Source organism: Halomonas sp. MES3-P3E, from assembly GCF_002836035.1.
Taxonomy (GTDB): Bacteria; Pseudomonadota; Gammaproteobacteria; order Pseudomonadales; family Halomonadaceae; genus Vreelandella; species Vreelandella arctica.
This window is the reverse complement of the sequence record NZ_PJBT01000182.1, coordinates 24,358-48,260: the sequence shown is the minus strand read 5'-3', so window position 1 is coordinate 48,260 and position 23,903 is coordinate 24,358. Positions and strand designations below refer to the sequence as shown.

At 55.3% G+C, this 23,903-nt stretch carries 23 protein-coding genes; 17 read left to right on the top strand and 6 right to left on the bottom strand.

The features are described from left to right. Positions 1-10: 10 nt before the first annotated feature. Positions 11-904, bottom strand: a complete 894-nt coding sequence (locus tag CXF87_RS12815) for a farnesyl diphosphate synthase (protein WP_101146848.1) — start codon at positions 902-904, stop codon at positions 11-13. Continuing rightward, positions 898-1,188 (bottom strand): exodeoxyribonuclease VII small subunit, encoded by a 291-nt coding sequence (locus tag CXF87_RS12810; protein ID WP_101146847.1) that lies wholly within the window; start codon positions 1,186-1,188, stop codon positions 898-900. Before CXF87_RS12810 ends, CXF87_RS12815 begins: the two co-directional genes overlap by 7 nt. Positions 1,189-1,438: 250 nt before the next feature. Here CXF87_RS12810 and serA point away from each other — a divergent pair, with 250 nt between their 5' ends. Beyond that, complete coding sequence (serA, locus tag CXF87_RS12805; protein WP_101146846.1) at positions 1,439-2,683, top strand: phosphoglycerate dehydrogenase; 1,245 nt, start codon at positions 1,439-1,441, stop codon at positions 2,681-2,683. Between the two features lie 84 nt (positions 2,684-2,767). Here serA and CXF87_RS12800 read toward each other — a convergent pair whose 3' ends face one another. Next, positions 2,768-3,457 (bottom strand): pirin family protein, encoded by a 690-nt coding sequence (locus CXF87_RS12800; RefSeq protein ID WP_101146845.1) that lies wholly within the window; start codon positions 3,455-3,457, stop codon positions 2,768-2,770. Between the two features lie 186 nt (positions 3,458-3,643). Here CXF87_RS12800 and trhO point away from each other — a divergent pair, with 186 nt between their 5' ends. The 5 genes from trhO (at position 3,644) to ybiO (ending at position 9,430) form a co-directional block, all read left to right on the top strand. Then, positions 3,644-4,597, top strand: coding sequence for an oxygen-dependent tRNA uridine(34) hydroxylase TrhO (gene trhO, locus CXF87_RS12795; RefSeq protein ID WP_101146844.1), 954 nt, complete (start codon positions 3,644-3,646; stop codon positions 4,595-4,597). An 87-nt stretch (positions 4,598-4,684) separates the two neighbouring features. Continuing rightward, positions 4,685-5,506: an enoyl-CoA hydratase gene (locus CXF87_RS12790; RefSeq protein WP_101146843.1), complete on the top strand. Its 822-nt coding sequence runs from the start codon at positions 4,685-4,687 to the stop codon at positions 5,504-5,506. Between the two features lie 147 nt (positions 5,507-5,653). Next, positions 5,654-6,475, top strand: a complete 822-nt coding sequence (locus CXF87_RS12785; protein ID WP_101146842.1) for an IclR family transcriptional regulator domain-containing protein — start codon at positions 5,654-5,656, stop codon at positions 6,473-6,475. A gap of 16 nt (positions 6,476-6,491) precedes the next feature. Continuing rightward, positions 6,492-6,923: a YqaA family protein gene (locus tag CXF87_RS12780; protein ID WP_101146841.1), complete on the top strand. Its 432-nt coding sequence runs from the start codon at positions 6,492-6,494 to the stop codon at positions 6,921-6,923. 119 nt (positions 6,924-7,042) lie between these two features. Continuing rightward, a complete protein-coding gene (ybiO, locus tag CXF87_RS12775) occupies positions 7,043-9,430 on the top strand; it encodes a mechanosensitive channel protein (RefSeq protein WP_101146840.1) in 2,388 nt (795 codons plus the stop codon). 122 nt (positions 9,431-9,552) lie between these two features. Here the strand turns inward: ybiO and CXF87_RS12770 are convergent, their stop codons facing one another. Beyond that, positions 9,553-10,299 (bottom strand): SDR family oxidoreductase, encoded by a 747-nt coding sequence (locus CXF87_RS12770; RefSeq protein WP_101146839.1) that lies wholly within the window; start codon positions 10,297-10,299, stop codon positions 9,553-9,555. Positions 10,300-10,472: 173 nt separating this feature from the next. Between CXF87_RS12770 and folK the strand changes: the two genes are divergently transcribed. Both folK and CXF87_RS12760 read left to right on the top strand, forming a co-directional pair. Further along, positions 10,473-10,919 (top strand): 2-amino-4-hydroxy-6-hydroxymethyldihydropteridine diphosphokinase, encoded by a 447-nt coding sequence (gene folK, locus CXF87_RS12765; RefSeq protein ID WP_101146838.1) that lies wholly within the window; start codon positions 10,473-10,475, stop codon positions 10,917-10,919. A gap of 74 nt (positions 10,920-10,993) precedes the next feature. Further along, positions 10,994-11,815 carry a flagellin N-terminal helical domain-containing protein gene (locus tag CXF87_RS12760; protein WP_101146837.1) on the top strand — a complete coding sequence of 274 codons (822 nt, stop codon included), beginning with the start codon at positions 10,994-10,996 and terminating at the stop codon, positions 11,813-11,815. A gap of 25 nt (positions 11,816-11,840) precedes the next feature. Here the strand turns inward: CXF87_RS12760 and CXF87_RS12755 are convergent, their stop codons facing one another. Further along, positions 11,841-13,394 carry a BCCT family transporter gene (locus CXF87_RS12755; RefSeq protein ID WP_101146836.1) on the bottom strand — a complete coding sequence of 518 codons (1,554 nt, stop codon included), beginning with the start codon at positions 13,392-13,394 and terminating at the stop codon, positions 11,841-11,843. 391 nt (positions 13,395-13,785) lie between these two features. Here CXF87_RS12755 and CXF87_RS12750 point away from each other — a divergent pair, with 391 nt between their 5' ends. The 4 genes from CXF87_RS12750 (at position 13,786) to CXF87_RS12735 (ending at position 17,280) form a co-directional block, all read left to right on the top strand. Further along, positions 13,786-14,844, top strand: coding sequence for an ABC transporter substrate-binding protein (locus CXF87_RS12750; protein ID WP_232774920.1), 1,059 nt, complete (start codon positions 13,786-13,788; stop codon positions 14,842-14,844). A gap of 2 nt (positions 14,845-14,846) precedes the next feature. Then, a complete protein-coding gene (locus tag CXF87_RS12745; protein WP_101146834.1) occupies positions 14,847-15,629 on the top strand; it encodes an ABC transporter ATP-binding protein in 783 nt (260 codons plus the stop codon). A gap of 60 nt (positions 15,630-15,689) precedes the next feature. Beyond that, a complete protein-coding gene (locus CXF87_RS12740) occupies positions 15,690-16,460 on the top strand; it encodes an ABC transporter permease (protein ID WP_101146833.1) in 771 nt (256 codons plus the stop codon). A gap of 73 nt (positions 16,461-16,533) precedes the next feature. Then, positions 16,534-17,280: an outer membrane protein OmpK gene (locus CXF87_RS12735; protein ID WP_101146832.1), complete on the top strand. Its 747-nt coding sequence runs from the start codon at positions 16,534-16,536 to the stop codon at positions 17,278-17,280. Positions 17,281-17,307: 27 nt separating this feature from the next. Here the strand turns inward: CXF87_RS12735 and CXF87_RS12730 are convergent, their stop codons facing one another. Then, entirely contained in the window at positions 17,308-18,036 is a 729-nt protein-coding gene (locus CXF87_RS12730) for a DUF481 domain-containing protein (RefSeq protein ID WP_101146933.1), read from the bottom strand. 154 nt (positions 18,037-18,190) lie between these two features. On the opposite strand from CXF87_RS12730, the gene CXF87_RS12725 reads away from it, so the two are divergent. From CXF87_RS12725 to CXF87_RS12705, 5 genes are all read left to right on the top strand, one after another. After that, entirely contained in the window at positions 18,191-19,876 is a 1,686-nt protein-coding gene (locus CXF87_RS12725; protein ID WP_101146831.1) for an ATP-binding protein, read from the top strand. A gap of 80 nt (positions 19,877-19,956) precedes the next feature. Further along, positions 19,957-20,700 (top strand): response regulator, encoded by a 744-nt coding sequence (locus tag CXF87_RS12720; protein ID WP_101146830.1) that lies wholly within the window; start codon positions 19,957-19,959, stop codon positions 20,698-20,700. Between the two features lie 200 nt (positions 20,701-20,900). Further along, positions 20,901-21,893, top strand: a complete 993-nt coding sequence (locus CXF87_RS12715) for a Bug family tripartite tricarboxylate transporter substrate binding protein (RefSeq protein WP_101146829.1) — start codon at positions 20,901-20,903, stop codon at positions 21,891-21,893. Next, positions 21,893-22,345: a tripartite tricarboxylate transporter TctB family protein gene (locus CXF87_RS12710; protein ID WP_101146828.1), complete on the top strand. Its 453-nt coding sequence runs from the start codon at positions 21,893-21,895 to the stop codon at positions 22,343-22,345. Before CXF87_RS12715 ends, CXF87_RS12710 begins: the two co-directional genes overlap by 1 nt. Further along, positions 22,345-23,874: a tripartite tricarboxylate transporter permease gene (locus CXF87_RS12705; RefSeq protein ID WP_101146827.1), complete on the top strand. Its 1,530-nt coding sequence runs from the start codon at positions 22,345-22,347 to the stop codon at positions 23,872-23,874. The genes CXF87_RS12710 and CXF87_RS12705 overlap by 1 nt, the downstream gene beginning before the upstream one ends. The last annotated feature ends 29 nt before the right edge of the window (positions 23,875-23,903 follow it).

Genomic DNA, 23,903 nt, shown 5'->3' with positions numbered 1-23,903 from the left:
AGGACATCGTTTAGTAGTCACGCTCAATCATATAGTGGGCTAAGTCGGCCAGCGGTGCAGCACGTTCGCCCAGAGGGGCGAGCGCGGCAATAGCCTCGTCAATCAGGCTGTGCGCTTTACGTTGAGCGCCCTCTAATCCCAGCAGACTGGGGTAGGTGGGCTTGGCTCGGGCGGCATCGGCGCCTGACGTTTTGCCTAGGGTCAAGGTGTCGCCGGTTACATCCAGAATGTCATCGTGAATCTGAAAGGCTAGACCAATGGCGCGCGCGTAGCGAATAAGCGCGGTTAAACGGGGGTCGTCGTCGGCAACGGCTACTAAGCCGCCGAGGCGCACAGCGGCAACAATCAGCGCGCCGGTTTTATGGGCGTGCATGTGGGCAAGAGCATCGACATCCGGGTGACCACCAACGGCGTCTAAATCCAGTGCCTGCCCTGCCACCATGCCGTCGCGGCCAGCGGCTGAGGCAAGCGTATGGACTAAACTGCCCAGCCGAGGATGAGCGGTACCGGCCAGCACTTCAAAGGCTAGCGCCTGCAAAGCATCGCCAGCCAGAATCGCGCTCGCTTCATCAAAGGCTTTATGCACGGTGGGCTGGCCGCGGCGCAGGTCGTCGTCATCCATCGCGGGTAAATCATCGTGGATCAGCGAGTAGGCATGGATTAACTCGATCGCCGCGGCGGGAGCATCCAGCGCCTCGTCGTCTGCCCCAAGTGCATAACCGGCCATGTACACCAGCAGTGGGCGCAGGCGCTTGCCTCCCGCTAGCAAGCCGTGGCGCATGGCTGCCTCAAGCCGTGGCGCTACCGCCGGGCGGCTATCAAACAGAGCCGCCAGGGTGGCGTCTACGCGGCTATTGCTGCTGTGGCGCAGGGTGGCAAGCTGGCTCGGCTGGGTGGCTACCATGGGGGCGTCTCCTTGCTCTCTTCGTCGGCCGCATCCTTGGGGTCGTCGGGGCCAGCAAAAGGCGCCACATTCAAGCGGCCTTCGCTGTCTTCACTCAGTGCACGCACTTTAAGTTCGGCGCTATCCAGCCGCTGCTGGGCATCGCGGGTTAGCCGCACGCCCTGTTCAAACGCGGTCAGCGCATCCTCCAATGAGAGCTCGCCTGACTCAAGACGTTCAACGATGGTTTCGAGTTGCTCAACCGTCGCGGCAAAATCCTGCGGAGGTGATGTCGTGTCGCTCATTGGGGTGTGCCTGCAAACCGGTATGTTTTTTAAAATAAGCTGAAATAGGCCCACAGTATACACCGACGCCTGGGGGTGGCGTCTGCCTTTCAGCCTACGCTTGTGGTAACGACTTGCGGTTCATTCATTGTCAGTACGCACACTTTTCATCATCTTGACCCGGCGTGAATGGGGCGGTCTGTGCTACGATATGCGCCTCCCGTGAACCGATACACGGCGCATGCCGCCGACCATAGAGGTTGATTCAGCCATGGCCAAAACGTCCCTGGACAAGAGCAAGATCAAGATCCTGCTACTCGAGGGCGTCCACCAAAGTGCGGTGGACAATTTTCACAACGCCGGTTATGAAAATATCGAGCATCTGCCCACATCGCTTGATGAAGAAGCGCTGATCGAAAAGATTCGCGACGTTCACTTCATCGGCATCCGTTCCCGCACACAGCTGACTGAGCGCGTGTTCGAGGCAGCAGAGAAGCTGGTCGGCGTTGGCTGTTTCTGTATCGGCACCAATCAGGTCGATTTAACCGCTGCGCTTACTCGTGGTATCGCGGTGTTCAACGCGCCGTACTCCAATACCCGTTCGGTGGCCGAGCTGGTGTTGGCGGAAGCGATTATGCTGCTGCGCGGTATTCCTGAGAAAAACGCCCGTGCCCACCAGGGCGGTTGGTTGAAATCAGCCAAGAATTCCCACGAAGCACGCGGTAAAACGTTAGGTATCGTGGGCTACGGCAGCATCGGTGCGCAGCTTTCCGTGCTGGCGGAGTCATTGGGTTTCAACGTAATTTACTACGATGTGATCACCAAGTTGGGGATGGGTAACGCCAGCCAGGTCGCAAGCCTTGAAGAGCTGCTGGGTCGTGCCGATGTCATCAGCCTGCACGTGCCTGATCTTGCCTCTACCCGCTGGATGATCGGCGCCAAAGAGATTGCCGCCATGAAGCCCGGCGCGATCTTTATTAACGCTTCCCGCGGTAGCGTCGTTGAAATCGAACCGCTTGCCGAAGCGCTTAAAGCGGGCCATCTCAACGGTGCGGCGGTTGACGTCTTCCCGGTAGAGCCGAAAGGCAACGAAGAAGAGTTTGAGAGCCCGTTACGCGGCCTGGAAAACGTGATCCTGACCCCGCATATCGGTGGTTCTACCCTGGAGGCCCAGGAGAACATCGGTATCGAAGTGTCGGAAAAACTGATCACGTATTCCGATAACGGTACTACTGTGACGTCGGTCAACTTCCCCGAAGTGGCGCTGCCCGCTCACCCAGACAAGCATCGTTTACTGCACATTCACGACAACGTGCCGGGCGTACTGTCACAGATCAACCGCGTCTTGTCTGAAAACGGCATCAATATCTCAGGCCAGTATCTGCAGACCAACGAGAAAGTCGGTTATGTGGTGATCGATGTCGATAAAGCCTACGGCCCTCAGGCGCTGGAAGCGTTGCGTGAGGTAGATTACACGCTGAAAATTCGTGCGCTCTACTCGTCACAAAACAGCTAAAGCCTTTATTAAATAAGTTGGCTGTAAAAACGGCGCCTCGCAAGAGGCGCCGTTTTGGTTGGTGCGGTTTAGTCAACGCGGTGATCAAGCCAAATCAAACAGCAGCACTTCGCCTGCTTCTTTGCCGGTGAGGCTAATCGACTCATCTGGCGTAAACGCCGCAGCATCGCCTGCGCCTAGCGTCTCGCCATTCACTTCCATTTCACCGTTCACTACATGCAGCCAAGCGTGGCGCGAAGGCGGCGCGGTTGGCTGTTCGCCAGCGTTAAACAGGCCCGCGTACAGGTTCATGTCCTGATTAATGCTCACGGAACCTTCACGGCCCTCTTCAGAAGCTACTAACCGCCACTGGCCTTGGCGCTCGGCGGTAGGAAACGCTTTCTGCTCGTAGCTGGGTTTAATGCCGAGCTGCTTGGGTTCAATCCAAATCTGCAGGAAGTGCAGCTCGTTTGTCTTGGAGTGATTGAACTCGCTATGCAGCACCCCGGTACCTGCGGACATACGCTGCACATCGCCTGGGCGCATCACCTCGCCATTGCCCATGTTGTCTTTATGCTCCATCTCACCTTCCAGCACGTAGGAGATAATCTCCATATCCCGGTGAGGATGGGCACCAAAGCCGTGGCCGCCCGCGACGCGGTCTTCATTGATCACGCGCAGGGCGCGAAAGCCCATATGGTTGTGGTCAACGTAGTTGGCAAATGAAAAGGTGTGGAATGAGCGTAGCCAGCCGTGGTCGGCGTAGCCGCGTTCGTTTGAACGACGAATAATCATGCTGTACTCCGAAGTTATGTGATGTGGAATAGAGACAATATACGCCTCGTTGACGCCGCGTGGGGTGAAGCTTTCAGTACGTTTCTGTCGAATAAATCGACGTTTTCAGCGCCAGGTTGCGCTAGAATATGCGCGTCTTAATAAACCCGGTCCGTCCTTTACGAGGATGACTACCTGGAGCTTCACATGTCAGTACCTACCCAAACGCCGCCCATTGTGGTCGCGGCGCTGTATAAATTTGTCACCCTGAACGACTTCGAAGCGCTGCGCGAACCGCTTCACCAAACCATGCTCGATAACGGCGTGAAAGGCACCCTGCTGCTCGCGAAAGAGGGCATCAATGGCACGGTGGCGGGCAGTCGCGAAGGCATTGACGGCCTGCTTACCTGGCTGACTGCTGATCCCCGCCTGGCCGATATTGATCACAAAGAGTCCTATTGCGACGAAACGCCGTTCTACCGCACCAAGGTCAAACTCAAAAAAGAGATTGTTACCCTCGGCGTACCGGATATCGACCCCAACGACACCGTGGGCACCTACGTCGAGCCGGAAAACTGGAATGACATCATCGCCGACCCGGAAGTGCTGGTGATCGATACCCGCAACGATTACGAAGTGGCGATAGGTAGCTTTGAGCGGGCGATAGACCCTAAGACCACCACCTTCCGCGAATTTCCTGAGTACGTGCGCGAGCACTACGACCCTGAAAAGCACAAAAAAGTGGCCATGTTCTGCACCGGCGGTATTCGCTGCGAAAAAGCCTCCAGCTTTATGCTTAAAGAGGGCTTTGAAGAGGTCTATCACCTGAAAGGTGGCGTGCTGAACTACCTGGAAAAAGTCCCGGAAGAGCAGTCGCTATGGAAAGGTGAGTGTTTTGTGTTCGATAACCGCGTCACAGTGCGCCACGACTTGAGCAAAGGCGAGTTCGAGCAGTGCCACGCCTGCCGCATGCCGATCTCCGCCGAGGATATGCAGTCATCTGCGTATGAGCCGGGCATTAGCTGCCCCCACTGCATCGATTCGCTGCCGGAGAAGACCCGCAACGCTGCGCGTGAGCGCCAGCGCCAAATTGACCTCGCCAAAGCGCGCGGCGAGCCGCACCCGTTAGGCCGTGATACCCGCTTAATGAAAAAATCCTGATAAAAATGGTCTAGCGCACAAGCATTGCACGCAAAGCTTGTGCGCTAGACTGATGGGCACTGTGTTACTCACATTCAGGAGTTCACCATGCCCATCACCTCTGACGGATCCTTTTCTGAAGAGCTATCTTCACCTGCCACCATCCTGCAACGCCTTGACCAGCAGGGCATCACAACGCTGACGATGAGCGCGCCAGAGCGCTTTAACGCGCTTTCGGAAGCTATGTTGCAAGCCCTCCACGACGCCTTCGCCGATATTGCCGACGATAGCAGCGTGCGCTGTGTGGTACTTGCCGCCGAAGGCAAAGCCTTCTGTGCTGGCCATGATCTTAAGCAGATGCGCGCTAACCCCGATAAAGCCTACTACCAAACGCTTTTTGCCCGCTGTGGCGAAGTGATGCAGGCCATTGTGAATCTTCCCGTGCCGGTGATTGCTAAAGTTCAGGGCATCGCCACTGCCGCGGGTTGCCAACTGGTCGCGAGCTGTGATCTGGCGGTGGCGGCGCGCAGCGCCCGCTTTGCGGTTTCCGGTATCAACGTTGGGCTGTTTTGCTCCACCCCAGCGGTGGCGCTGTCGCGTAACGTTTCACGTAAGCGCGCCATGGAAATGCTGCTGACGGGCGAGTTTATTAGCGCCGAGCAGGCGGTGGAATGGGGGCTGATTAATCGTGTGGCCGAAGATGATGCGCTGGATGAGGCAACGAAAGAACTGACCGCCAGTATCTGCGCGAAAAGCGCCGTGGCGGTGCGAACGGGAAAAGCCATGTTTGCCCGTCAGCTTGCTATGCCGCTTGATGAAGCCTACGCCTTCGCCGGAGAAACCATGGCCTGCAACATGTTAGCCGAGGATGTGGGCGAAGGGATTGATGCGTTTATGGCTAAACGGCCACCGCAATGGCGACATCGCTAAGATAACGCCATTGAATGAATGGAATTCGTTTCCGTAAACGCGACAACGGCCGTGTTGGCACGTTATCCTGACGCCCTTTATGTTTTCAGGGAAGGCGCCGTCAGCAAAGGCGTTTTCAGTTAGGAGCGCCTTTTAGGAGATCGCCAGGTGAGTGAAGCCAAGCGCAGGACGGTCGGTCGTCCGGCGAATACCGCCAAAGCCAGCGGCGGGCACAGCCAGTCGCTGGTACGCGGCTTAACGCTGCTGGAGTATCTTGCGGCGAGCCCCCTTGGGCTCGCCCTTTCGGAAGTGGCGGAAATGGCCGAATTAGCGCCATCGACCACCCATCGCCTGTTACAAGCACTGCAAAGCCAGGGGTTTGTCACCCAGGAGAACGAGCAGGGCCTGTGGCGAATCGATGTCAAAACCTTCCGCATCGGCAATAGCTTCCTTGAAGCGCGGGACGTGGTGGCCACCAGCCGGCCATTTTTGCGCCGCCTAACGGCCGAAACCGGCGAAACCGCCAACCTGGGTATCCGCGATGGGGAAACGGCAGTGTTTCTCGCCCAGCATGAGTCGCCCCAGATGATGCGCATGATCACCCGTCTTGGCTCCCGCGCGCCGTTACACGCCTCCGGTGTCGGTAAAGCGTTGCTGGCGTGGATGCCTGATGATGAGCGAGCTCAATTGCTGGATGGCCGCGAGCTTGCCAGAGTGACCGCTAATACGCTTTATCAGCCCGAGACCCTGCAAGAGGAAACCCAGCAAATTCGCGCTCAGGGTTTTGCCTGTGATCGAGAGGAACACGCGATCGGCCTGCACTGCGTGGCCGCTTGCGTCTTTGACGAACACAGTACCCCGCTGGCGGCGATTTCCGTTTCAGGCCCCATGGCGCGTATCCCTGAAGCGCGTCTGTTAACGCTGGGCGCACTGGTTCGCCAAACGGCCGATGAAATCACCCAGCAGTTGGGCGGCCAGGTGCCACGTTAACGAGGTTCGCTAATTGATGCTGAGCCTTTTTTTTGTCGCCCTCATCAGCGCGACGCTGTTACCGGGTGGGTCCGAAGTGTGGCTGGCCCGGCTGTGGTGTATGGGCGAACCACCGCTGGCGCTGTGGCTAGTCGCCACTACCGGCAATACCCTGGGCAGCATGATCAACGTTGCATTAGGCCGCTATGCCCGCCGGTTTCAAGACCGTCGCTGGTTTCCTGCCTCGCCACGTAGCCTAGCCCGTGCAGAGGGTTGGTATCACCGCTTTGGTGAACTGAGCCTACTGGTTTCATGGGCGCCGATTATTGGCGACCCCCTTACCGTGTTGGCCGGCGTGTTCCGGCTGCCCTGGTGGCGGGCGCTGGCGTGGATTGTGATCGCTAAGGGCGCCCGCTACGCTGTGATATTACTGCTCGCGCACTATTGGCTAGCGCCACTGTGTCAGTGAAACGTCTTATTAATTAAGGCATGTTACCCTGTACAACTTTTTAACAAGCTGCACAGGCAGTGTAGAGTGTAGGCAGCCGTTAGATTGAAAAGAACACTCACCCAAAAGGAGGTTAAGGTGTGAAGCCACTTCGTTTACTACCCTGGCTAGGTGTCTGGCTGTTGGCAATGATTGCCCTATTGGCCACGCCAGCCATGGCACAGAGCACGCCGAGTGAATCGGCCAGCGCCGAAGGCACGGCATCATCAGAAGCCTCGGCCCCGACATCTTACGAGGCGCTGGCCAATTTATTGGAAGATGAGCAGTCGCGCCAAGAGTTGATTGAGATGTTGCGCAGTCAAGCCTCAGCGCTGCCCGAGGGAATTGCCAATGAGCTTTCGCCAGAAGCTGCCGCTCAAGGCAGTGAGATAGCGCCGGAGGATGTCTCGTTGCCGCGCCAGCTAGCCGAACTCACTAGTCGTGTGGTTAGCGACGTGGGCGGGCAGTTTGAGCAAGTGGTTGGCATTGTAGGCGGGCTGTTCGCCGGTCAAGAAGCCGATAGTGTCTTTGACATGGCCGCGTTCACCAGTGCGGCGATTAATCTGGGCCTTGTGATTGTCGCGACATTTGCGATGTTTATGATTTTCAGGCGCTTGGCGAAGCCGCTGTTTACGAAAATCAGTGGCTGGTCGCTGAACGGTAGTAACTTAACACCCGTGTTGCGCTTGATTACCTGTGTGGCCATTGCGGCGGTGATAGATGTACTGCTGGTAAGCGTTTCCTACGTAGGCGGCAACCTATTAGCTACCTTTGCGATTGGTGAAGCGGGTGAGCTGTCTACCCGCGCCTCCCTATTCTTAAATGCCTTCCTGGTCATCGAGTTGCTCAAAGCTGGGGTGCGGATGCTGTTCTCTTCACACTATGAAGGGCTGCGCCTACTGCCTATTTCGACCCAGGAAGCGTCCTATTGGAACCGCTGGTTGGCGCGTTTGATTGGCATGGTAGGTTACGGCCTGATGGTCGTGGTGCCGTTGATTAATTTCTATGTGGCGGCGTCGTTAGGCCAGGCAGTCGGCACGCTGATCATGCTGTTGGCGTTTATTTATGCCGTGGCAGTGGTGCTTAAGAACCGCCTCCGCATTCGCAATAACTTGAATGATATGGCGGCAAAATCAACCTTAACCGCCAGCCGTGTTTCCCTGCAGCTATTTGCCCGCACTTGGCACCTGTTCGCGCTGCTGTATTTCTTAATCGTGTTTGTGCTGACGTTAACGCGGCCCGGCGATGCGCTACCCTTTGTGATGTTTGCCACCCTGAAGTCCCTGGCCGCCATCGTGGTCGGACTGCTGGTGTCGTCCTTCCTTACCCAGACCATTGGCCGCCGTATCACGCTGTCAGACGACCTGCGGCGCAAACTGCCGCTGCTTGAAAAGCGTCTGAATAGTTACGTTCCCAATGCACTGCGTGTGCTGCGTACCGTCATTCTGATCGTGGTCATCATGATGGTGTTGAACGCCTGGGGCGCGTTTGATCTAGCCGCTTGGTATGCCTCTGAACGTGGTGCCAATTTGGTCGGCAATTTGATCAGTGTCGCGGTAATTTTGATTGTCGCGCTAGCGGTGTGGCTGGGGCTGGCGAGCCTGATCGAGCATAAACTCAACCCGGAAACCGGCTACGGCGAACCTTCCGCGCGGGCGAAAACGCTGCTTAGTCTGTTCCGTAATGCGCTGGCCATCGCCATGGTGACCATTACCGGCATGATTGTGCTGTCGGAAATCGGCATCAATATTGGCCCGCTGATCGCCGGTGCTGGTGTACTCGGTCTGGCGATTGGTTTTGGCGCGCAGAAGCTGGTGCAAGATGTTATTACCGGGGTGTTTATTCAGGTAGAAAATGCCATGAACACCGGCGATGTCGTAACGGTAGGTGGCGTGACAGGTACCGCCGAACGGCTCAGCATTCGCTCGGTCGGCATCCGCGACTTGTCTGGCACCTATCACATCGTGCCGTTCTCGAGTGTGGACACCGTTTCCAACTACATGCGTGAGTACGGCAACCATGTGGGCGAATACGGTATTGGCTATAACGAGAGCATCGACGAAGCTATTGAGCAGCTCCAATTGGCCTTTGAAGATCTCAAAGCCAGCGAAGAGTACGGGAATAAGCTGCTCGCTGACCTAACCGTGGCTGGCGTGGTGGCCCTGGCGGATAGCTCCGTGAACATTCGTGTGGTGATCAAAACCACGCCGGGCGACCAGTGGGGTGTTGGCCGCGCTTATAATCGCTTGGTGAAGTTGCGCTTTGATGAGGCGGGTATTGAAATTCCCTTCCCACACACCACGCTCTACTTTGGTGAGACCAAAAATGGGAAGACACCACCTGCCAATGTGCGGGTCTTGGAGTCAACCGCTAAAGAGAAGGATGTGGAAGAGAAGCCCATCGAGCAGGAAGAGAGCCAGGCGAGTGTTCAGCAAACCCGTGAACCCGATCATCTTAAGCCTGACCACGATGACGTCGATGAAAGGTAGTGTGTGATTGACGACACCGTAAGCATAAGCGAGGCCGCCTTAGGGCGGCCTCGTTGCGTTTTAACGACGCTCATTGTTAGGGGCTGCCGCTTCTTAAAGAAGCATCGGCTTATAACGCATGCTTATAATGTATAGTTTTCCGAGTGTCGCCCCTCAATATTGATTGATTCCCCGCCATCGACAAACAGAATTTGCCCAGCTACAAAAGTATTGTCCAACAAGTAATACAGTGCTTGTACAAGGTGGGCGGGTTCTCCCTGCTGTTTCAGCGGAATGCCTTCAATACGCCACTGCACATAGTCACTGGTGCGCTGGGAGGCAGGCAGCACCACGCCAGGGGCAAGGCCATTAATGCGAATACGCGGGGCGAACTCAAGCGCCGCCATGCGGGTCATCTCCGCTAAACTCTTTTTCGATAGTAAATACGCCGCATACGGGTATTGGTGATAGGCCACTTTGTTATCAATGATATTGATCACCTGGCCCTCTTGAACCACCTCGGCAAAGTGGCGCGTCAGCAGTAGCGGGGTAAACATATTGACTCGGAACTGAGCTTCCAGCATCGCCAGATCCGTCCCGGCAATCGGTGCAGGCTCATAGGCGGAGGCGCTATTCAGCAGCAAATTAAGCCCTGGGAAACGCTGCTTTGCCGACTGTATTAAGACGTTTAGGTCGTCGTTTAAAAAATCGCAGTGAAATATTTCACACTCTCGTCCTTTGGCGCGAATACCGCTGGCGACCTCTTCAGCCTCTTCGCGGGAGTGATTAACGTGCAGTGCAATGTCATACCCCGCGTCGGCCAATGCTTCAGAAAAGTATCGGCCCAAGCGAGTGGCACCGCCGGTGACCAAAGCAGCTTGTTGATGCATAAAGCGTTCCCTATCGTTTTATGGATATGCAAAACTCTCTGCGTGAGTGCAGCGTTTGTCAATAACTTATACAGAGCTTGAACATGGCAGGGGCCTGGAGGTATTTATAACGCTGGCTCACAATAGGGTAGTTCCATGTTTCCTAGAAAACGCCACTAACATAGGATGTCGCCATGCCCCCCACGACATTGCCTAGCGAACAGGCTGTCTCCCTTCATGAATGTTTGATCTCCCTGGGGTCCAATATCGACCCTGAGCACTATTTTGATCAGGCGCTAACGATCCTTAGCCAGGAGTGCAAGCTCTTGGCGCGCTCAAAAGCGATACGCACAACACCGGTAGGTTATCAGCAGCAGCCTGATTTCTTAAATGCTGCACTATTAGTCAGCACTTCACTTGAGCAAGCAGCGTTTCGTGCCTATCTCAAGGAAGTGGAAGACCGGTTGGGTCGAGTACGCGGCGCGATTAAGTCGGGGCCACGCACGATGGATCTCGATATGGTGGCGTGGGATGGGGAAGTTGTGGATGAGGGTTACTACCAGCATGACTATGTCAAAGTACCGGTCGACGAAGTTCTCGCTAGCAGCGGCCGCACCCTTGAGCCAGTAAAACGCTTATGATTTTTATGGCTAGGCCGATAGTAACGTTATAGCCGCCAGCGTCTGGGTCGGTTAACTTCCTCCGGAGGCGTGCGTTGCTCAGCCTTAATACCAACCTGATGTCGCTTACCGTGCAAAATAACCTGCGCGGCAGTCAGCAAGCCATGCAGACCGCTATGCAGCGCCTCTCATCCGGGCTGCGTATCAATAGTGCTAAAGATGACCCGGCGGGACAGGCGATTGCCAACCGCATGACGGCGCAAATCAACGGTATGACTCAGGCAATTCGCAATACCAATGACGGCATCTCCATGGTGCAAACGGCGGAAGGCACGCTCAATCAGATTAACGATAACCTGCAGCGCATTCGCGAACTAAGAGTACAAGCGGCCAACGGCACCAACTCGTCTGATGATCTTGTCTCGATTCAGGACGAGATTGACCAGCGCTTGGAAGAGATTGACCGCATCGCCGAGCAGAGTAACTTCAATGGCATTGGACTGGTTAATGAGACTAAATCATTAAACATTCAGGTTGGCGCGAACGCTGGCGATAGCATCGCGGTGCGTTTTGAAGGTATGGACTTGCAGGGGTTGGCGCTGGAAGGCTTAAGCGTACTGGATGATGGCAATGGGACGGAAAAACCTATTGATAGGGTGGATGAGGCGATTAAGCGGCTAGATCGTCAACGCAGCTATATGGGCGCCGTGCAGAACCGTTTTGAGAGCGTGATCGATGGCCTCAATAGCAATATTATCAATACCTCCGCCGCCCGCTCGCGTATTCAGGATGCCGATTACGCCCAGGAAGTCTCAAACCTGATTCGCGCACAGATCCTTCAGCAAGCAGGTATCGCTATGTTGGCCCAGGCCAACCAGCAGCCGCAGATGATTTTGCGCCTACTGGAAGGGTTATAAAGTAGCCAGGGCCAGAGCGGCTTACCTATTCAATAATGCCCTGTTCGCGGGCCATGGCGTAGGCCGCTTGAGGGCCATTCCAGAGCGATGGCAGCAGTATCAACGACACCGGAATGGCGGTGATGACGATAAACTGCTGCAATGCGCCAATCTGACCGGCACCCATATAGAGCAGTACCGCTGCCATTAGCGCCATAGCGATGCCCCAGAAGGCTCGCATTACTGGGCTGGGGTTGTCATGACCCGCACCGACCACAGCAATGGCATAGCTCATTGAGTCGCCGGTGGTGGCTACGAAAATCGTCGTCAGCACTAAAATTGCCAGTGCCATCCAGGTGCCGCCGGGCAGCGCCTGGGCGACGGTCAGCGTCGCGACATCAAACTGAAAGTTATTAAGTGCTTCGGTTAAATCAATCACGCCAGTGAGCTGGTAATAGATACCCGAGCCGCCGAGCAGGGTAAACCAAACGGTAGTGGCGATAGGGGCGAGAATCGCCACCGCCACAATCATTTCGCGAATGCTGCGACCGCGGGAAATTCGCGCCACAAAAATGGCCATCACCGGTGCGTAGCCGATAAACCAGGCAAAGAAAAACACCGTCCACCACTGCATCCACCACGCAGGGGCGGTTTCAGCGGTCATGGTCGCCATGGTAAAGAATTCGCTGATATAAGCGCCCATACCGGAAACGTAGCTATTGACCAGGAACAGGGTTGGGCCAAAGACAATAATCACCGCACCAATGGCCAGCGCCAGCAGCACATTAAACCGGCTAAGTATTTGAATGCCTTTATGTACGCCGCTCATGGAGGAGAGCACGTAGATGCTGGCAAGTATGCCCAGAATAATCAGTTGGCCGGTATAGCCTTCCGGCAGGCCAAACAGCTCATGAAGACCAAAACTAACCTGAGTGGCCAGAAAGCCAATCGGGCCAACCGTGCCCGCCACCAACGCAATCACACAGCAGGCGTCGACTAAACCGCCCAGTGGACCACGCATTAAGCGCTCACCGAGTATCGGGTAGAGCAGCGTACGTGGTTGCAGCGGCTGGCCTTTTACGTAGTGCGCATGCGCGAGAACCACGGCAGTTAATGACCCCAGTACCGCCCAGGCCATAAAACCCCAGTGCATAAAGGATTGGCCTAGCGCACCAGAAACAGCTTCGGCAGTGCCCGCTTCGCTATCAAAGGCGGGCGGCGTTACTACAAAGTGATAAATCGGCTCACCTGCGGCAAAAAATACGCCACCACCCGCCAACAGAGTGCACAAAATGATCGAGAGCCATTTAAACGTGCTCATTTCTGGTGCATCTAAATTGCCGATTTTCGCTTTTGCAGCTGGCGTCATGGCTAAACCGATGGCAATAAAGAACGTCATCAAAAGTAGTAGCTGAAAGTAGCTACCTAAAACTAACGCCGTCCACGCGAAGCCTGCGCTGATGCTATCCGCCACCAGCGCTACGTCGTAAAACGACAGCGCCAGAAAAGCGACAATAAAGCCGATACTCAAGATCAGCACAATAGGATCGCCAAGCGAAAACCGTTGAGAGCCCTCAGCGTTGGGGCTTGGTTGGGTCATATCAAATTACCTTATGGGGAGCAGGAAGGAGCGGAAATCTAGCCTATCAAAGTGCGTCGTTAAGCATGTCATGCACGAACACAGAGAAATTACGGATAAAAAAAAGCGCCATTCAATGAATGGCGCGAGGACAGGAAACTAAGCACAGTATAACGCCAATATAGACCAACGTCTAATAAAGTTACTAGTTTGGTGCGCAATGCTATTTAAGTGCACCCTAATAAAGCATGTGGGACATTGGGAGCAAGTACTGGGGCATGAAAAATCTTCTAAATACTCAATTAGTTAATATGACTGGCTGTTAACTATTTGAATTTAATTGTTTTATTAAAAATTGGCAGTGTCCATGCTAAGTATACAGCACGTTTTTTGTATACAAGGTGAGCTCGCTATGAACGCTTCATTGTCAGTTATTCGAGGGTTGAAACGCACTGCACTAGCAGGCGCTAGTGCTTTTTTGTGGCTGCCTACTCTGGGGCAGGCCGAAGAGACAACGATTCGCTTCCAACTAGATTGGCGCTTTGAAGGGCCAGCGGCGCCCTTTCTAATGGCTGAAGCCCGCGGCTACTTTGCAGATGAAGGTCTTGATGTACAAATTGATTCCGGTAGCGGCTCCGCGGGGGCGATTAACCGCGTTGCCTCTGGTGCTTACGAAATGGGATTTGGTGATCTTAATGCGCTGGTGGAGTTTTTAGCCGAAAACCCTGATGGCCCCGGCATCAGCGGTGTTTATATTGTATACGACGGCACGCCTGCGGCTGTCTTTGCCCGTAAAGATAGCGGTATTGAAAGCCCGGCGGATTTAGCCGGTAAAACCATTGCCGCGCCCGCTTTTGATACCGGCTACCGTGCCTGGGGGATTTTTGCCGAGGCCAATGATCTCGAAGCCGACGCCGTTGAGTGGCAGAACGTCGACCCCTCTCTACGCGAAACGCTGCTGAGCCGTGGTGATGTGGATGCCATTACCGGTTTCTACTTCACCAGTCTGCTCAACCTTGAAGAGCGTGGCATGAGTGAAGATGAGCTCACCATCATGCCATTCTCCGATTATGGGGTGCCGCTTTACGGAAATGCCATTATCGCCAGCGATGAGTTTGCTGAGGAGCATCCTGACGCCGTGCAGGGCTTTTTGCGTGCCTTCAATCGCGCCCTGGGGGAAACACTTGAAGACCCAGAAGCGGCAATTGAGTATGTGCGAGAGCGCGATAGTTTAATCGATGTGGACATGGAAACCCGGCGCTTGAAACTGGCCCTGGATAGCGTGGTAGACACCCCGGATGCACGCGAGTATGGCGTTGGCGGTGTTGATGAAGAGCGCTTGCGTGAAGCTATTCAGCTGGTTGCCGATGCCTACGACCTGCCGACGCTGCCATCGCCTGATCAAGTGTTCGATTCACACTACCTCCCGCCGAGCGATGAACGCCAACTATTCGATCAAGAAGGCAAATAAGAATGGCGGCTGGTTTTGTTACTTTTGACAACGTGAGTCACGCCTACGATGGCAGCGGCAATGCTATTGAAGCGATCGATTTGAGCATCCACGAGGGTGAATTTGTGGCCTTCGTGGGCCCATCCGGGTGTGGAAAGTCGACCTTCATGAAGCTGTGTACGGGTCTTCAGTCGCCCACTGGCGGCGCCATTAATGTGGATGGTGAGCCAGTGACCGGGCCGCTTAAAATATCGGGCATGGCGTTTCAGAACGCTAACCTACTGCCCTGGCGCACTACCCTTGAAAATATCTTGCTGCCGCTGGAAATCGTTAAACCCTACCGCTATCAGTTTCGCAAACGCCGGGAAGAGTTTGTCGGTTGGGCACGCAAGCTGCTCAAAACGGTCGGGCTTGAAGGCTACGAAGACCAGTACCCCTGGCAGCTTTCCGGTGGCATGCAGCAACGTGCGTCGATTTGCCGAGCGCTGATTCACCAGCCGCGCTTATTAATGCTCGATGAGCCGTTTGGTGCGCTGGATGCGTTTACCCGTGAAGAGCTGTGGTGCGTGCTGCGCGACCTGTGGGAAGCGCAGCGTTTCACCGTGGTGTTGGTAACCCATGACCTGCGCGAAGCAGCCTTTCTCGCCGATACCGTCTACATCATGAGCTGTCGCCCAGGGCGAGTGATCGAGCGTCGCCAAATCGAGCTTCCTCGCCCCAGGGCGTTGGAAACCACTTACCAAAAACCCTTTATTGATCTGGTGCAGGAACTGCGCGCCCAGATTGGCGAAGTGCGCAGTACTTAATGGCAGTAGTTAATAACCGTACTTAATAAACGTACGTAGCACTTAATGAAAGGCGCACTTATGACGAAAAATAATCAGTTAATTGAAAGGCTGGCGCCCTGGATTGCAGTGGTCGCACTGGTCGTCATCTGGGAAGTCACGGTGCGGGTGTTTGATGTGCCTAGCTTTATCCTCCCCAGCGCCCTGGAAACCGCCCAAGCGCTGGTGACCTACGCCGGGCCTATCGCTATGCATTCCTGGCAGACCTTCTGGACCACGCTGATCGGCTTTGGTCTGGGCGTCGCGGTGGGATTGGTGTTGGGCTTTATTATCGGCTCGTCACGCTTTCTATATAACGCCTGTTACCCGCTGCTAGTGGGCTTTAATGCCATTCCCAAAGTGGCGTTCGTGCCTATCTTAGTGGTCTGGTTTGGCATCGGTTCGGTACCGGCGATTCTTACCGCCTTTTTAATCTGCTTCTTTCCCATTGTGGTCAACGTCGCGACTGGCCTGGCAACGCTGGAACCTGAGATGGAAGACGTGCTGCGCGTACTGGGTGCGCGGCGTATGGATGTGCTTTTGAAGGTCGGTTTACCGCGTTCGCTGCCGTACTTTTTTGCCTCGCTAAAAGTGGCGATTACCTTGGCCTTTGTAGGCACGGTAGTGTCGGAAACCGTCGCCTCCAATCAAGGTATCGGCTACTTGATGATGAGCGCAGGTTCGCAAATGCGCATGGGGCTGGTATTTGCCGGGCTGCTGGTGATTAGCGCCATGGCGATGGTGATGTACGAACTGTTTGCCCAATTAGAAAAACGCATGACCGCCTGGGCCCATCGTGGTCAGGGGCGTTAACTGCCGCAGCGGCAACGTATCGTTGTGGTATTGACTCGCTGGCATTGTCAGCTTTTATGAACGAGGGGAACGCATGAATTATTTATCCACAGCCGGTTTAGTCGCTGCCATGTTGATATCACCGTTTGCATCGGCTGAGAAGTTATTTTCAGACTCGAGTATCTCACTGCTGTATAGCGATCAGTATCAAGCATTTGGCAGAGAGGAACGCACCGATACTTACGTGACGTTTGAGAACGTCACCGCGCACGACTGGGGTGGCACCTTTCTGTTTGTAGATCGCAATCAGGGGAGGGGCCGGGCCGATGGCGACGACGACCTGTACGGCGAATTCTCCCCGGCGTTAAGCCTTGGCTGGCTGAGCGGCGTTGATTTGCAGCGGGGTTTGCTTAAAGACGTATCGCTGGCGGGCACTTACGAATTTGGCGGCGGCACCGATGCCACCAATATCCTGACGGGCGTTAGCTTTGCCTGGGACGTGCCAGGAACCCAGTATTTCAATAGCACGTTCTATTACGTGAACAACAGTGAAATCGCCGATGACCTGCAGCTGACGCTGACCTGGGGAGCGCCTTTCGAGGTAGGGGCGTCGCGCTTCTTGTTTGATGGCTACATCGATTACTCGTCGGCGGCGTCGGATCATGCCGCAGAGTTTCATTTCAATCCGCAGTTGAAACTTGATTTGGGCCACTATCGCGGCCACCCAGGCGTACTTTACGCCGGGATCGAGTACTCGTACTGGCACCATAAATATGGCCTTGCCGACGATGTCATGGACACCGAAAGCGCCGTCAGCGCGCTGGTTAAATTCCACTTCTGATCGTCAAGGGGAAGCGCCGCCCAGGCGCTACCAACGATAAAGCAGCGACGCACTGGTGGTGCTGTCCGTGCGTTCGCTGGTGTCGTCGGGCGGCTGCGAGTTGTGCTTGATTTCGTGGGATAGGCGCAGCGACAGCTTTGAATTTAGCCTAGCGGTGAGCGCCGTTAGCGAGCGGGACGTCGTGTTCTGGTCGGTATACTCAAGGGACATTTCCTGCTCGATATCGGCGTAGTCAGAAAATTCCCAGCGGTAATCCAGCGCGGTGTAGGTCACCATCAAGCGCTCATCGTCGTAATCGCGCAGTCGATCGTGACGATAGCCAGGGCCCGCTTCCAGCGACAACGTATGGGTGTCATTCTCAAGAATCTGGCGCCCATAACCGCCAATCGCTGACAACTGCTGGTCGTAACCGGCAAAGCGATCCTTCTCCCAGCGGGCAAACCCAAACAGGTAGTGGGGGCCATCCAGTTCATAGCGTTCGCGTCCTGCGACCAGGTACTGCTCGGCGCTGGTTTCGTTATCCTTACTCACATTGCGCACTTCACCACGCAAGGAGTAAGTAAACTTACCAGTCAGCCACGTCAGCCGCGTTTTGCCAATCAGGGTTTGACTGTTGGTATTGCCTGAAAGGTGGGTAAAACCAAGCTCTGCATCGCCACTGAATACGGGGGCATCTTCCTTAGGCGGTGGTGGGGCATAAAATGGGTTGGCATAGGCTGCGGTTAACCACAGTGGCCAGCAGGCCAGCAAGAGCATCCATCGAACAATTCTCGCAACAATAGCCACTACATCCCTCCTTGGTTTCGGCAATCGAGCATTATATCAGCGAACGAAGGCCTAGGTTGACGGCGATTAACGCCGTCTGCTGGCGCGTGCCATAATGGTGCGGTCATGTATTTCGAGTCTATCTATGAGTGCTACTCGCCCCCGAACACTCGCCGAGCTGCAGCGCTGGCGCCGTACCCGCGCTAGGCGCAGTTGGTACAAACGCAGCTTTCGCCTGCAGGTAATGCTGCTGGTGGGGCTATTGCTGGCGGGCATGCTACTGGCACAGGGCACGTATCTCAATCTCCGCAAGGCGGAAATCATTAGCCAGCAGATGGGCGAACGGGCGCTGGCGGTAGCCAAAACGGTGGCGTCAATGCCGCAAATTATCAACGCATTTGATATCCCTAATCCCGCTTTTATTATCCAGCCGCTGGCAGAACGGGTACGCCAAGAAACAGGGGCGCGCTATGTCGTGGTGGGCAATGCCCAAAGCATCCGCTACTCCCACCCCTTGCCGGAAAGAATAGGACAACGGATGGTGGGCGGAGATAACGATCAGGCGCTGATCCATGGTCAGTTCTATGTCTCCGAGGCAACCGGTTCACTAGGTACCGCCATGCGTGGTAAAGCACCTATCTGGGATGAAGAGGGCAATATTATTGGCTTGGTGTCCGTCGGTTTCATGATGGATCGCGTCGAGATGGACGTGGCGCGCTATAACAGCTTTGGCTGGATATTGGTGGCGCTGATGATCTGCCTGGGCTTTGCCGGTGCCTATTGGCTATCGCAGCACCTTAAAAAGGTCATTTTAGGCCTGGAGCCCTACGAGATTGCGCGGCTGGCGATGGAAAAAGAGGCCATTCTGCAGTCGATCCACGAAGGCATCCTGGCGGTTAACCGAGAAGGGCATATCACGCTGGTCAACCAGCAGGCGCGGCGTTTTCTTAACTTGGATGACGAGCATGTACTGCTGGGGCAACCCATTCGTGAGGTGGTGCCCAATTCGAGGCTGCAGGAGGTGCTCCGTCGCGGTGAGCAGGAATTCGATCAGGAAATGTGGCTGGGTGATCATCCTGTTGTCGTCAACCGGGTGCCGATTCTGTACGAAGGAGAGATTGAAGGGGCGGTGGCCACCTTCCGTAGCCGTCGTGAGATAGTCGATCTCTCCCAAGCGTTAACCCAGGCCAGCCGCGATGTGGATATGCTGCGCGCCCAGGCCCATGAGTTTTCCAACAAGCTTTACACCATCTCCGGATTACTGCAGTTACAACGCATCGAGGAAGCCCTGGCGCTGATCCATCAGGAAACCGAGCGCGCCCAGGCGCAGATGAGCTTTTTAATGCGCAACGTGGCTGACGCCGTGCTTAGCGGCACGCTACTGGGTAAACTAACCCGCGCGCGGGAGCTCGGCGTGGCGCTGGAAATCGATGAGCAAAGCTCACTCTCTTGCCCACTAACGCCCACCGGTCAAGAGGTGATGATGAGCGTGGTGGGTAACCTGCTGGACAACGCCTGTCACGCAGCGCTGAATGGGCCGAGTGAAGAGCCCAAAGTGCGATTATTTTTTACCGATTTGGGCGAACAGCTGCTGATCGAAGTGGAAGATAACGGGCCGGGGGTGCCCGCTCAATTTGCTGAGTCGATTTTCCAGGAGGGTTTCTCGACCAAAACTGGCAAGCACCAGGGCATTGGCCTGGCGCTGGTGGCCAGGCTCTGCCGCCAGTACGGCGGCGCGGTGACGCTGGAAGAGAGTGAGTTGGGTGGCGCCTGCTTTATTGCAGTGCTCGACCGTTCGCTGTGCGCGCAGCAGTATCAACAACAGTTTTAACAACAGTCTCAAGAACAGTCTCAAGAACAGTCTCAACAACAATTTCAAAAACAGTGACCACAACGGCTAGGGGGAAAGTAATGTCTGATGGGCAGTACGGCATTTTGGTCGTTGAAGACGATTTTCGCATTGCTGATATCCACAGGGCCTTTATAGAACAGAGCGACGGTTTTTATGTAGTGGGTATGGCACGTAATGGCAGCGAAGCTAAAGCGCTCATGGCGGAGCATGCTGCCAGCATCCAGCTAATTTTATTGGATGCCTTTCTTCCCGACGTTGAGGGTTTAGAGCTGCTATGGGCGATTCGCCGCGACCATGTGCATGTGGATATCGTGATGGTTACCGCCGCCCGGGAAGTGGAAACCATCAGCGAAGCGCTACGCGGTGGGGTGTTTGACTATCTTATCAAGCCCATTGAGGCCGCGCGGATGTCCCAGATGCTGACCCGCTTTCGTCGCGAGAGAGAGGCGTTGGCCAATCGAGTCGAGATGAGCCAGGACGAATTGGATCACGTACTGGCGCGCTTGAAGCCCGGCGAAACGCCGCGTGCTAAAACTCAAACCTTGTCTCAAGCCCTGCCCAAAGGGATTGATCGGCTGACGCTGCGCCGGGTGATCGATTCACTGGCTGGCGCCCCTGACTCGCTTACCGCCATGCAGATGGCACGCATCATGGGCGCCAGCCGCTCGACCGCGCGGCGTTATCTAGAGTTCCTGGTCGCCGAGCAGGCGGTGAGTGCCGAGCTGGGCTATGGTGATGTAGGGAGGCCCGAGCGACGCTACCGATTGTTAGCAACGGCACACAAATGGCTAGATGCTCTGTAAGTGCGTACTGCAAGCAAACAGGCGTGAACAAAATGAACAAAATGCCCATAAAGAACTTTTTGTCTTTTATGCGCACAAGCTTGTCGGTCAGGGCAGTGGTCTTCTAACGTTCGCGGCGTGCAGTCTCACAATAAGACGCCTCACACAACAACATCAATACAACCGCACCCACACAACAACACTGATACGTGGAGAACGCCATGACTCGTTTTAAACTCCTAACTCTGCTGAGCCTTCCGCTAGCGGCTGTTACCACCTTTTCCAGTACCGCTTCAGCCTTCGAGCCAGAAGGAAAGGTAGAGTGTATTGCGCCCTCTGACCCAGGCGGCGGTTGGGACTTTACTTGCCGTAGCGTAGGGAATGTCATGCAGGAACTTGATCTAGTTCCGGCGAATGTACAAACCATCAACATGGCTGGCGCTGGTGGCGGTGTGGCGTTTGCTCATACCGTCAGCAAGCGCGCTGGCGACGACCACCTGCTGGTTGCCGCGTCTACCGCCACGACCACTCGTCTGGCCCAAGGGCAATTCCCAGGGTTGACTGCCGATCAGGTCAATTGGATCGGTGCCCTAGGGGCGGATTACGGGATTATCGCCGTGGCCGCTGATTCCGAGATTGATGACCTCAATGAACTGATGGACTCGCTCAAGGAAGACCCGCGCAGCGTCAAGTTCGCTGGTGGTAGCGCCAAAGGCGGCTGGGATCATCTCAAAGTGCTGATCGCTGCTCAGGCAGCTGATGTCGAGAACCTTCCGCGCGTCGCCTACCTGTCATACAACAATGGTGGCGAAGCATTAACCCAGGTGATCGGTGGCCACGTGGACGCCTTTACCGGTGATATAACCGAAGCCCAAGGGTTTATGGAGTCCGGTGACTTGCGCGTCCTGGCCGTTCTCTCTGAAGAGCGCCTGCCCGGTGACTTGGCTGACATCCCCACCGCCCGTGAGCAAGGCATCGATGCCATTGGCCCCAACTGGCGCGGCTTTTATATGCCGGCGGATGTCTCCGAAGAAGCGCAAGCGTATTGGACCGATGCCATGGACACTATTTATGAAAGTGAAGAGTGGCAGAGTGTCATGACACAGAACGGTTTGATGCCTTTCCACATGACCGCTGGTGAGTTTGAAGAATTCGTACTCAACCAGATCAATGACATTGAGCAGCTTTCTAAAGATATTGGGCTAATTCAATAATGACCTTTAACGACCGCATCTTTGGGGTCTTGATGATCGTCCTGGCCGTCGCGTACGGCTGGGCCGCGACTCAGTTCCCGGAACCGTTTGGTGGGGCCGAAGCCGTCGGCCCCGACACTTTTCCGAAGTTGCTGGCCGTGGTGCTGGCAATTTCCAGCCTTTATCTGATTGTACGCCCTGATCCCGACAACGCCTGGCCATGGAGCCGTACCGGTATCGAGCTGATTATCGCCGTGGTGGTGCTGATCTTTTACGCCATGTTGCTTCAGCCGCTGGGCTTTATTATTAGCACGGCGTTGGCGGTGGGAACGCTTTGCTGGCGCATGGGGGCTCGGCCGTTCAATGCTTACATGACCGGGGCAGTTTCGGGTGTGGTGGTGTACTTTCTGTTTAGCTTCGCACTTGATCTCGCCTTGCCGCTGGGTCTGTTGTCATTCCTGGAGATGAACTAATGGAAACTCTAGGTTATTTGATGGATGGTTTTGGCGTTGCTCTGCAGCCCCATAACCTAATGTTCGCCTTGCTGGGTGCTTTTCTAGGCACCTTGATCGGCGCCTTGCCGGGATTAGGCCCAGCCAATGGTGTGGCCATCCTGATTCCGCTGGCGTTCAGTTTGGGACTCGCACCAGAAACCGCCCTGATTATGCTGACCTCCGTGTATGCGGGTGCCATGTACGGTGGGCGTATTTCATCGATTCTGTTGAATATTCCCGGCGATGAACCCGCCATGATGACCTGTCTTGACGGGTATCCCATGGCCCAGAAAGGCAAGGCTTCCGAGGCACTGGCAATCTCTGCCGTCGCCTCCTTTATTGGTAGTCTAATCGCCACTATTGGTTTGATTCTGCTGGCGCCACTGCTGGCTAATTTCGCCCTGACGTTCGGTCCGGCAGAATATTTCGCGCTCTTCCTGCTGGCGTTCGCTACCTTAGGCGGCATCACCGGCAAAAACCCTATCAAAACAGTGGTTGCCGCCTGTATTGGTCTAATGATCGCTACGGTGGGTATCGACAATACCGGCGTTCAGCGCTACACCTTCGGCGTGCTTGAACTCTTTGAAGGTGTCGACTTCATTATTGCTATCGTCGGTCTGTTTGCCATTTCCGAGCTGTTGTTCTTCATTGAGGAGCGTGCTGGCGGTGGTAAGGAGAAGATGAAGGTCAACAAGCTTTCTCTCTCTTGGAAGGATATCCGCGACATTCTACCCACCAGTTTCCGTGGCGGGGTGCTGGGGTTTGTTGCCGGCGTGCTACCGGGTGCCGGTGCTTCGTTGGGTAGCTTCATCAGCTATACCCTTGAAAAACGTGTGTTGGGTAAGAAAGGCTATTTTGGGCAAGGCGACCCGCGCGGTGTGGCGGCGCCTGAAGCTGGTAACAATGGCGCGTCCAGCGGTGCTTTGGTTCCTATGTTGACACTGGGTGTGCCGGGTAGCGGCACGACAGCGGTGCTGCTAGCGCTGCTGATTTCGTTGAATATCACCCCAGGACCGTTGATGTTCACCCAGAATGCCGACATCGTCTGGGGCGTGATCGCGGCGCTGTTGATTGGTAACTTCTTACTGCTGATCCTTAACATTCCGTTGGTGGGCATCTTCGTCAAACTGCTGTCCGTACCACCCATGTACCTGCTGCCAATCGTCACGATGATTGCCTTCGTGGGTATCTACTCGATCAGTAACACCATCTTTGACCTCTACTTCATGGTGGCCTTTGGGGTGGGCGGTTACGTTCTGCGCAAGCTTGAGATTCCGCTGGTGCCAGTGATTCTTGGCTTGTTGCTGGGGCCTGAGATGGAGAAGAACCTGCGCCATGCCATGGATATCTCTGATGGCGACTGGATGATTCTTTGGGATAGCGGCCTGGCTATCGGCCTTTGGGTCTTTGCTGGATTGGGCTTGATCTTGCCTTATATTGTGGGTCCCCTCCTGCGTCGTGGAATGAAGGGAAAAACACCCTCTTCAGGCTCGCCTGAAAGCGATTGATACTTAAAGAGATCAATCGTGAACAACGG

Bases quoted from the DNA above. Each gene is read 5' to 3' on its own strand.
- CXF87_RS12740 (WP_101146833.1), top strand. From the start codon at position 15,690: ATGACGAAAAATAATCAGTTAATTGAAAGGCTGGCGCCCTGGATTGCA.
- serA (WP_101146846.1), top strand. From the start codon at position 1,439: ATGGCCAAAACGTCCCTGGACAAGAGCAAGATCAAGATCCTGCTACTC.
- CXF87_RS12705 (WP_101146827.1), top strand. From the start codon at position 22,345: ATGGAAACTCTAGGTTATTTGATGGATGGTTTTGGCGTTGCTCTGCAG.
- CXF87_RS12730 (WP_101146933.1), bottom strand. From the start codon at position 18,036: ATGCTCTTGCTGGCCTGCTGGCCACTGTGGTTAACCGCAGCCTATGCC.
- CXF87_RS12750 (WP_232774920.1), top strand. From the start codon at position 13,786: ATGAACGCTTCATTGTCAGTTATTCGAGGGTTGAAACGCACTGCACTA.
- CXF87_RS12720 (WP_101146830.1), top strand. From the start codon at position 19,957: ATGTCTGATGGGCAGTACGGCATTTTGGTCGTTGAAGACGATTTTCGC.
- CXF87_RS12780 (WP_101146841.1), top strand. From the start codon at position 6,492: ATGCTGAGCCTTTTTTTTGTCGCCCTCATCAGCGCGACGCTGTTACCG.
- folK (WP_101146838.1), top strand. From the start codon at position 10,473: ATGCCCCCCACGACATTGCCTAGCGAACAGGCTGTCTCCCTTCATGAA.
- CXF87_RS12770 (WP_101146839.1), bottom strand. From the start codon at position 10,299: ATGCATCAACAAGCTGCTTTGGTCACCGGCGGTGCCACTCGCTTGGGC.
- CXF87_RS12745 (WP_101146834.1), top strand. From the start codon at position 14,847: ATGGCGGCTGGTTTTGTTACTTTTGACAACGTGAGTCACGCCTACGAT.
- CXF87_RS12810 (WP_101146847.1), bottom strand. From the start codon at position 1,188: ATGAGCGACACGACATCACCTCCGCAGGATTTTGCCGCGACGGTTGAG.
- CXF87_RS12735 (WP_101146832.1), top strand. From the start codon at position 16,534: ATGAATTATTTATCCACAGCCGGTTTAGTCGCTGCCATGTTGATATCA.
- CXF87_RS12800 (WP_101146845.1), bottom strand. From the start codon at position 3,457: ATGATTATTCGTCGTTCAAACGAACGCGGCTACGCCGACCACGGCTGG.
- CXF87_RS12725 (WP_101146831.1), top strand. From the start codon at position 18,191: ATGAGTGCTACTCGCCCCCGAACACTCGCCGAGCTGCAGCGCTGGCGC.
- CXF87_RS12790 (WP_101146843.1), top strand. From the start codon at position 4,685: ATGCCCATCACCTCTGACGGATCCTTTTCTGAAGAGCTATCTTCACCT.
- CXF87_RS12815 (WP_101146848.1), bottom strand. From the start codon at position 904: ATGGTAGCCACCCAGCCGAGCCAGCTTGCCACCCTGCGCCACAGCAGC.
- CXF87_RS12710 (WP_101146828.1), top strand. From the start codon at position 21,893: ATGACCTTTAACGACCGCATCTTTGGGGTCTTGATGATCGTCCTGGCC.
- CXF87_RS12755 (WP_101146836.1), bottom strand. From the start codon at position 13,394: ATGACCCAACCAAGCCCCAACGCTGAGGGCTCTCAACGGTTTTCGCTT.
- CXF87_RS12715 (WP_101146829.1), top strand. From the start codon at position 20,901: ATGACTCGTTTTAAACTCCTAACTCTGCTGAGCCTTCCGCTAGCGGCT.
- trhO (WP_101146844.1), top strand. From the start codon at position 3,644: ATGTCAGTACCTACCCAAACGCCGCCCATTGTGGTCGCGGCGCTGTAT.